6 protein-coding genes are annotated in these 9,095 nt (G+C 65.5%); 3 read left to right on the forward strand and 3 right to left on the reverse strand.

What is annotated here, in order from left to right; genetic code table 11:
• Nucleotides 1-2 precede the first annotated feature (2 nt).
• Genes lgt through pgeF form a run of 3 tightly spaced genes read left to right on the forward strand, consistent with a single transcriptional unit; the run spans nt 3 to nt 2,740 of the window.
• Nucleotides 3-872, forward strand: coding sequence for a prolipoprotein diacylglyceryl transferase (lgt, locus tag JHC81_RS12320; RefSeq protein ID WP_292175117.1), 870 nt, complete (start codon nt 3-5; stop codon nt 870-872).
• Nucleotides 873-875: 3 nt separating this feature from the next.
• A complete protein-coding gene (locus JHC81_RS12325) occupies nt 876-1,961 on the forward strand; it encodes an SAM-dependent methyltransferase (protein ID WP_292175119.1) in 1,086 nt (361 codons plus the stop codon).
• On the forward strand, nt 1,958-2,740 hold the full coding sequence (pgeF, locus tag JHC81_RS12330) for a peptidoglycan editing factor PgeF (protein WP_292175120.1): 783 nt from the start codon (nt 1,958-1,960) through the stop codon (nt 2,738-2,740). The genes JHC81_RS12325 and pgeF overlap by 4 nt, the downstream gene beginning before the upstream one ends.
• 3 nt (nt 2,741-2,743) lie before the next feature.
• Here pgeF and lpxC read toward each other — a convergent pair whose 3' ends face one another.
• The 3 genes from lpxC to JHC81_RS12345 all read right to left on the reverse strand — a co-directional run bounded on the left by lpxC (nt 2,744) and on the right by JHC81_RS12345 (nt 9,047).
• Nucleotides 2,744-3,643: a UDP-3-O-acyl-N-acetylglucosamine deacetylase gene (gene lpxC / locus JHC81_RS12335; protein WP_292175121.1), complete on the reverse strand. Its 900-nt coding sequence runs from the start codon at nt 3,641-3,643 to the stop codon at nt 2,744-2,746.
• Nucleotides 3,644-3,845: 202 nt separating this feature from the next.
• Entirely contained in the window at nt 3,846-5,399 is a 1,554-nt protein-coding gene (ftsZ, locus tag JHC81_RS12340) for a cell division protein FtsZ (RefSeq protein WP_292175122.1), read from the reverse strand.
• A gap of 246 nt (nt 5,400-5,645) precedes the next feature.
• Nucleotides 5,646-9,047: a TonB-dependent receptor gene (locus tag JHC81_RS12345; RefSeq protein WP_292175123.1), complete on the reverse strand. Its 3,402-nt coding sequence runs from the start codon at nt 9,045-9,047 to the stop codon at nt 5,646-5,648.
• Nucleotides 9,048-9,095: the final 48 nt, after the last annotated feature.

Below are 9,095 nucleotides of genomic sequence, written 5' to 3' on the forward strand. Positions count from 1 at the left end.
TCCTGATCAGCATCGGCCCTCTGGACCTGCGCTGGTACGCCCTGGCCTATGTGGCCGGCATCGTTCTGGGCTGGTGGTACGCCAATCGGCTGGCGAAAAGTGCGGCCGTCTGGGCCCCTGGCCAGCCGCCGGCCACGACGACGCAGGTCGACGATCTGGTGCTCTACATCACCCTGGGCATCATCCTGGGCGGGCGTCTGGGCTATGCCCTCTTCTACCAGCCGCATCTGTACGGCCAGTTGTTCAGCGGTCCCGACAACTTCGCCCTGTTCCGCCTGTGGGACGGCGGCATGAGTTTCCACGGCGGCCTGATCGGCGTCAGCCTGGCGATCCTGTGGTTCAGTTGGAGAAACAAGATCAGGCTGCTCAGCCTCGGTGATCTGGTCGCGCCGGTCGTGCCGATCGGACTGGGCTTCGGCCGCCTGGCCAACTTCATCAATGGCGAGCTGTACGGCCGCGAGACGACCGTGCCGTGGGGTGTGAACTTCTGCAACGACCGCATGCGCGACATCTTTGGCCCCACCTGTCAGGCGGTGACCAGCGAGGGTCTGATCGTCGGCCCCGGCGACGTGGTGCGGCACGCCAGCCAGCTCTATGAGGCGGGGCTGGAGGGGATCGTGCTGTTCGGCGTGCTGGCGCTGGCCGTCTACAAATGGAAATTGCTGAAGAAGCCGGGCTATGTCACAGGCCTTTTCCTGTTCGGCTACGGGCTGATCCGGGCCTCGCTGGAGACGGTGCGCCAGCCGGATGCGGGACTTGAGAACCTGCCGCTGGGGCTGACCATGGGGATGGCCCTGTCCATCCCGATGATGCTGATCGGGGCTTGGCTGATATGGCGGGCCTGGAGCCGTCCGCCGGTGCAGGCGACCTGATCGATGGAGACGGCCACCACCTTGGCCCAGCGCCTGGCCCGCGAGATCGCCCTGACCGGACCGATGACGATCGCGGATTATGTCACCCGGTGCCTGCACGACCCTCAAGGCGGATACTATGCGACCCGGCCGTCCATCGGAGCGACCGGCGACTTCATCACCGCGCCGATGATCAGCCAGATGTTCGGCGAGCTGATTGGGCTGTGGGCGGTCGAGACGTGGGAGCGGCTGGGCGCGCCCGAGCGGGTGCGGCTGGTCGAGGTTGGGCCCGGCGACGGCACACTGATGGCCGACGCGCTGCGAGCTGCGCGGCTGGCCCCGGCGTTTCTGCAGGCGGTGGATGTCGTGCTGATCGAGCCCAGTCCGCCACTGAGGGCCGCCCAGGCGCGGATGCTGGCCGACAGCGACGTGCACCCCCGCTGGGTGTCGGCCCTGAACAAGGTCGAAACCGACGCGCCGGTCATCCTGATCGCCAATGAGGTGCTGGACTGCCTGCCGGCCCGCCAGTTCGTGAAGACAGAAGACGGCTGGGCCGAAAGGCGGGTCGGCGTCACCGACGACGGTGCCCTGACGTTCGGATTGGTCGCCATCAGCGGCGGCTTCAAAAGACCCGACTTCACGGTCGAGCCGGGTCAGACGGTCGAGATCTCCGACCAGCAGGCGGCATTCGGACGCGATGTGGCGACCCTGATCAAGGCGGCGTCCGGTGCCGCCCTGCTGATCGACTATGGCCGATCGCGACCCGAGGCTGGCGACACCTTGCAAGGTCTGCGGCGGCATCAGAAGGTCGATCCGCTGGATGCACCCGGCCAGACCGACCTGACGCAGTGGGCCGACTTTCCAACGGTCCTTGACGCCGCCGTCCGCGCCGGGGCCGACGTCACGGGCTGCATGGGTCAGGGCGAGTTCCTGCACCGGCTGGGCATTGAGGCGCGAGCCGAGCGGCTGAAGGACGGCCGCCCCGAGGCCGCGCCAGTGATCGACCGACAGATGGAACGCCTGACCGCCGACGACCAGATGGGCACACTGTTCAAGGTCTGCGCGATCTTTTCGCCGCATACCCTGGTCGTGCCGGGGTTCGAGGCATGACCGACGCGACACCCCTGGCCCCCATCACCCACCCGCTGCTGGACAAGGCAGGCATCCGCCACGGCTTCTTCACGCGTCAGGGCGGCGTCTCGACCGGCATTTACGACGGCCTGAACACCGGCGTCGGCTCCTCCGACGATCCCGCAGCCGTGCAAGAGAACCGCCGCCGGATCGCCGCGCACATGGGGGGCACGCCAGACGACATCACCGCCTGCTACCAAATCCACTCCGCCCTATGCCGCGTTGCCGATGCGGGCTGGAAGGGCGAACGGCCCGAGGGTGATGCGGTCGCCACCGCCGCGCCCGGTGTCGTCTGCGCCGTCCTGACCGCCGACTGCGCCCCCGTGCTGCTGGCCGATGCCGAGGCGGGCGTCGTCGGTGCGGCGCATGCGGGCTGGAAGGGTGCGCTGGGCGGCATCGTCCATTCCACCGTCGCCGCCATGCAGGCGCTGGGTGCCGAGCCATCCCGCATCACTGCCGTCGTCGGACCCTGCATCGCGCAACAGAGCTATGAGGTCGGCGCCGACTATCAGGACCGGTTCGAACACCACGACCCCGGTAGCGGTCGGTTCTTCGTGCCGGGCGGGTTACCGGACAAACGTCTGTTCGACTTGCCGGGCTTCGTTCTGTGGCGGCTGGAGCAGGCCGGTGTCGGAGAAGCGGCCTGGACAGGCGACGACACTCGAGCGGATGAGGCGCGGTTCTTCTCCAACCGCCGGGCCTTTCTGAGGGGCGAGCCGGACTTCGGGCGGATGATGAGCGCGATCAGTCTCGGCTGAGGCTCAGCCCGCCATCGCCAGCTCAGGCACGCGGGTGACTTCGCGCCAGGCTTGGGGATTGGCCAGCAGTTCGCGGACCAGCAGGTTGTTGATCGCGTGGCCCGCTTTGACACCTTCGTAACGACCCAGCAGGGGCGCGCCGAGGACGTACAGGTCGCCGATGGCATCCAGTGCCTTGTGCCGGACGAACTCGCGTTCCATGCGCAGGCCGCCGGGGTTCAGAATCTGGTCGCCGTCGATGACCAGGGCGTTTTCCAGGCTGCCACCCCGGGCCAGGCCGGCACGGCGCAGGGCCTCGACCTCATGCGCGAAGCCGAAAGTGCGGGCGGCCATGATCTCGGTGCGGAAGGTGTCTTCGTCCACGACGAAATCCACGACCTGATTGCCAATGACAGGGGTCGGGAAGTCGATCTCGAACCGCATCTCGTAGCGGTCGCAGGGCAGCAGGGTAGCCGATTTGTCGCCGTCCTGAACGCGGATCGGCTCCAGGATTTCGATGTAGCGGACGGGGGCCGACTGACGGCGGAAACCGGCGCGGTCCAGCAGCTGGACGAACGGCAGGGCCGAGCCGTCCAGGATCGGCAGCTCTGGGCCATCGACCTCGATCACGGCGTTGGAGATGCCCAGGGCCGCGAACGCCGCCATCATATGCTCGATGGTCGACAGGCGAACGCCCGCCGCATTCTCGATCATGGTGTTCAGGCGGGCATCGACGACCGCCTCACCCGAGACCGGGATGCGGTTGTCGCGGTCGGTGATGTCGGTGCGGACGAAGACGATGCCGGTGCCCTCGGCCCCCGGCCGCACAGCCAGGCGCACACGGTCACCCGTGTGCACGCCCACGCCGGCGATGATCGCGGGCGCGACGGTCGTCCTCTGGCGGTGGTCGAAACGGGTGGGCACAGACAGTCTCTTTACAGCCGGCGACATGGTTAGCGGATTTCGCCTGAGGAGCGATGTAGCCAACCTTTCGCAAGAGCGAAATCAAAGTCCGGTTTCGGATTGTTTCGGTCTGCAACCGTCACACGGACCCAAAGACGCTAAGGGCCAAAGAAAAACCGCCCCGGCCCTGGGGGCGAGGCGGTTGATCAGTCTTCACGCTGGCCTAGTTGGCCAGACGGCGCAAAAAAGACGGGATCTCCAGGTCGTCTTGGGCCTCCGGCTCCGGTGCGGGCTGGGCCGAGCTGGTCGGCCGCATCTGGGGGGCATAGTTCGACTGTTGCGGCTGGGGCTGACGCTTGCCACGGCCGAACAGGCTCCAGCCGCTCTTGCGGTGGTCGCGGTCGTCGTAGTCGTCATAGGTCGGCTGCTCTTCGCGCGCCTGCGGAGCAGGCTGCTGGTAGCCGCGATCCATGTACAGGTCGCCTTGTGGGGCCGGAGCTTCCGCAGCCGTGCGCGGGGCGCTTTCGTACTCTTCGACCCAGGGATCGACGATGGGCTCCAGCTTGCGCTCTTCGGCGACGTGGATCACCGGCTCGCGAACCGGTTCCTGTGCAGGGGCCTGATAGGTTGGGGCCTGGTAAGACGGTGCCGTCTGGAAAGTCGGCACAACGGGTGCAGCCTCGGAACGGACAGGCTCGGAGCGGACGGGCTCACTGCGCACGGGCTCGGCGGCACGCGGCGCATAGGTCGGCGTCGAGCGGCGGCTGTCGATGATCGAGGAGGTGGTGGTCGGCGGAGCCTTGGCCACGGCCAGGTCTTCCATGCCGGTGGCGACGACCGAGACGCGGATCTTGCCGTCCAGGGCCGGGTCGAAGGCGGCGCCGAAGATGATATTGGCGTCGGAATCGACCTCGCCGGCGATCGCGTTGGCGGCTTCGTCGACTTCCAGCAGGGTCATGTCCATGCCGCCGGTGATGTTGACCAGAACGGCCTTGGCCCCCTTCAGGCTGGTCTCGTCCAGCAGGGGGTTGGCGATGGCGTTCTGGGCCGCCATCAGGGCGCGGTCGTCACCCGAGGCCTCGCCCGTGCCCATCATCGCCTTGCCCATTTCGGACATGACGGCACGAACGTCGGCGAAGTCCAGGTTGATCAGACCCGGCAGGATCATCAGGTCGGTGATCGAGCGGACGCCCGAGTGCAGGACCTGGTCGGCCATGCCGAAGGCATCGGCGAAGGTTGTCCGCTCATTGGCGACGCGGAACAGGTTCTGGTTCGGAATGACAATCAGGGTGTCGACGTAACGCTGCAGCTCGGCGATGCCCGCATCGGCCAGACGCATGCGGTGGCGGCCTTCGAAGGTGAAGGGCTTGGTCACGACGCCGACGGTCAGGATGCCGCGATCGCGCGCGCACTTGGCGATAACGGGGGCTGCACCGGTCCCGGTGCCGCCGCCCATGCCGGCGGTGATGAAGACCATGTGGGCGCCTTCCAGGTGCCCGTAGATTTCCTCGGCCGATTCCTCAGCGGCGTTCATGCCGACCTCGGGATGGGCACCGGCACCCAGGCCTTGGGTGATCGTCTCGCCCAGTTGCACGCGGCGGTCGGTCTTGGCGAAGCTGAGGTGTTGCGCGTCGGTGTTGGCGACGACGAACTCGACCCCTTCAAGGCCGGCGTCGATCATGTTGTTGACGGCATTGCCGCCTGCGCCACCCACGCCGAAGACGACGATCCGGGGTTTCAGATCCGCGCTTTGCGGACGTACCAGCGAGAGAGACATATTCTATAGACCCTATCCGACCCTGCCCTGCAGTTCCGATGCGAAATCCCCGCCGATTCGCATTGGTTATGAGCGCGTTAAGGAAGCGCCCAAACTGCTTAAGAGAAGGTTACCGGATAGCTTGAGTCGGGACGCATGCCACGGAAATCGTTAACCTTGGCCGCAGTTTGCAAGGCTCCATCCACAGCGAAACGAAAAAGGGCGGCTCTCGCGAGCCGCCCTTTCCGTTGTGTCTGCCTGTCGTCCTTAGAACGGACGGTAGTTCAGGCCCAGGAAGAAGCGCGTTCCGTACGGATCGATGTTGTCCTGGAAGCCGGCGCGCAGCCAGACCGGCGGCTCGGAGTCGAAGGCGTTGGTCACACCGGCACGCAGGGTGACGTCGTCGCGGACCTGATACCGGACCGAGAAGTCATGACGGGCGAAGTTTTCGCTCTCATAGAACTCGAAGGAGCGGTTGTCGGTGTTGCCGGACAGAACCTGATCGCGGATGCGGAACAGATCCTGTGACGACTGCCAGTCCATCGTCCAGGTGAAGCTCAGATCCTCGGTCGGGATCCAGGCCAGGGTGGACGTCAGACGGACGCGCGGCGAGGTCGGGTTGCTGGCGAACTCGGTGAACAGGGCCGGGTTCGAAGGGTTCGAGAACTGCTTCTGTTCGATCAGCCAGTTGGCCCGCAGCGAGTAGCGGAAGCTGCCGATGTTCAGGCCGAACTTCTCACGAGCGTCGAAGGCATAGTTGGCCGTGACGTCCAGACCGCGGGTCTGGAAGCCGGCGAAGTTGACCGCGCCTTCGATGAAGGCCGGCTCGCCCGGGCCGGAACCGGCGACCTGGAAGCCCGCCGAACGCTCGATGTTGGTCGGGTTGGCACCCAGGGTCGGGATCGGACCCAGACGGAAGATGGTGTCACATGCCGGTCCCAGGCCCTGGAAGTTGACGCACAGGGCGGCAGCCTGGGTGGGCGTAACCGCCGAGATCACGTCGTCGATGCGGATTTCATAGTAGTCCAGCACCAGGCTGAAGTTCGGGATCTGACGCGGTTCCAGAACGATGGTGAAGGTGGTCGATTCCGAGGTTTCCGGACGAAGAGCCACGTTACCGCCCGAGAAGCCGAACGGGCTGGCGACCGTCTGGATGAAGTCGTCTTCGTTACCGGCCGTCGCACCGGCGAAGTCGAAGAAGGTCGGCGAGTAGCCACGAGCGACCGCCAGTGCCGTACAGTTGGTGATCCGGTTGGCGCGGTTCTCGGCCGTATAGGTCGCGGTCAGCGGCGCATTGATGTTGGCCGTGGCGCAGGGATCGACGAAGCCGTTCGAGAAGGTACCCGACAGCGGTGCGAAGTTCTCACCCAGGTTCGGGGCGCGGAACGAGGTGTTGTAGCTGGCCTTGAAGCCGATGTCGCGGATCGGACGGTAGACGAAGTTGACACCGTACACGTCGCCGTCGCCGGCGGTGGTGTAGTCGAACTGACGATACGACCCGCTGATCTCGGCATATTCACCCAGCCAGCTGTCCTGGAACAGCGGGATGGACAGTTCGCCGAAGAACTCTTCGGATTCATATTCGGCACCGAGGAAGTCGGGGCCGGTCAGACCGAAGGTGAACAGGTTGTCGCGATCGTCACGACCCGCAGCCTCGGTGTACTCACGACGGTACTCGGCACCCAGGGCGATCCCGATCGGGCCGGCACCGAAGAAGTCCCACAGCTCGCCGGAAACGAAGGCCAGGGCCTGTTCCGACTCGTTGCGCTCGGTCACCAGCAGGCCGGCCTCGTCCTCGATATAGGCCAGGGCCGCCGGGTCCTGGTTGCCTTCACCGAAGATGTTCAGCGGACGGCACTCGGCCAGCGCTTCACGACCCTCGGCCGTGTCCCGCAGGTCTCCGCCGCGCAGATCGTCGCGAACGGCAAACCCAAGGGCCGCCGAACGCGTGGCCCGGCAGACGATCTGACCGCTTCCATCCAGAACCGCATCGGCCGCCAGGGCCAGGCGCTGGCCGTCGACCGAGTTTTCTTCGGCTTCGTTGTCAACCGAGCCGTAGGTATAGGCGATTTCCCAGTTGATGTTCTTGACGAAGGCAAAGCCGTCGAGGTCGCCGTTCAGGGCCGCCGTATACTGTTGCAGGTCGCGGGTCTGCTGCTGGAAGCGTTGCGGGCCGAACAGGGAGTGACGCGCGAACTGCGCGGCGACGGCAGGCAGAGCCGTACCGGGGGTATTGGCTGTCGGCGCATTGTAGTTGCTGAGCGTATTGGCCGTGATCGCATCCTTGACGATTTGCGGCAGATAGGCGTTGTCCGAGTAGCGCATGGTATAGTTACGCGCGCTGAGCTGGCCATCGCCAAAAAGGCCGGACCAGCGCGGCACGGTGTTGACGCCGATCGGCACGCCGCCCGGCGCGTCGTTCAGGTGGAAGTCGAAGAACTGCGGCTGGCTGCCGGCATAGGCTTCTTCGGCGACGTATTTGGCGTCGATCGACAGATTGATGTTGTCGGTGATCGCGAAGTTGGCGCCGGCGGCGTAACGCTGGGCTTCCATCTGCGGGGTACGCTCTTCGAAGCTGAGGACGTTCGGGTTGGCGCCGTCGCCCCCGATGTTCAGCGGACGGCTGAGGCCGTTCACGCCGATACGCTGGCCGAAGTTGGCCAGACGGGCCGTCGGACCCTCAAAGACGAAAGTCTTGCCGGGGTTCACGGCGTAGCAGTTGGCGTTCAAGAAGCCCGTGGCCGACGTCGTGTTGCAGTTGGCCGCCGGGATGTCGGGATCGCTCAGCGGGCTGGGCTGCTGGGTGTTGGCCAGGGTCGTCTGACCCCAACGCGGACGGGCCAGGGTGCGGACATTGTTGGCCAGCAGGGCGTCGATCTGGTTGTCGAAGGGTGCCGCAGCCGGATCGGCGTCGGTGCCATAGAGAACCCAGGCGTCGGCGATCCAGTCGACCTCATCCGAGCGGATGTCATCGCTGTACTCATACTCGGCGAAGCCCCACAGGTTCAGGCGATCGTCCAGCAGATTGACGCCACCCAGGATGGCGGCGTTGTAACGGTTGTTGTTGCCGCCCTGATTGATCTGCGAGGCGCTGAGGTCGATTTCCAGACCTTCGAAGTCCTTGCGCAGAACGAAGTTGATCACGCCGGACACGGCGTCGGCGCCGTAAACCGACGACGCACCGCCGGTGACGATCTCGGTGCTTTCGATGAGCAGACGCGGGATGGTGTCGACGTCGACCTGCAGCGAACCACCGACCGAACCGACCTGACGGCGACCATCGACCAGCGTCAGGGTACGGCCCGCACCCAGCGAACGCAGGTTGGGCGAGGAGATGCCCAGGAAGCCGACGCCTTGCGAGAACACGTCGACCGTGTCGGACGGAACGCGCGAGTTCGACAGCGCAGGGATGGTGGCCAGATAGTCGATGATCGAGTTCTGACCGGTGTTCAGCAACTGCTCACGCGGCACGCTGATCAGCGGGGTCGCCGAGTTGGCGGCGTCGCGACGCAGACGCGAACCGGTCACGACGACCTCTTCGATTTCAGTCGGCTCAGCGTTGACGGTCACGCCCGGCAGCTGCGTGTCTTGTGCGAAGGCCGGAGCCGCGACGGCCATGACGCCCGCCAGGATCGTCGTGCCAAAGAGATACTTGCGCTTCAAAAGCATGTGTGGGGCCCCAACCAGAAAAAGGATTCAAGACATGGATTCCACCGA

The sequence above is a fragment of the Brevundimonas sp. genome, assembly GCF_016463295.1.
Taxonomy (GTDB): Bacteria; Pseudomonadota; Alphaproteobacteria; order Caulobacterales; family Caulobacteraceae; genus Brevundimonas.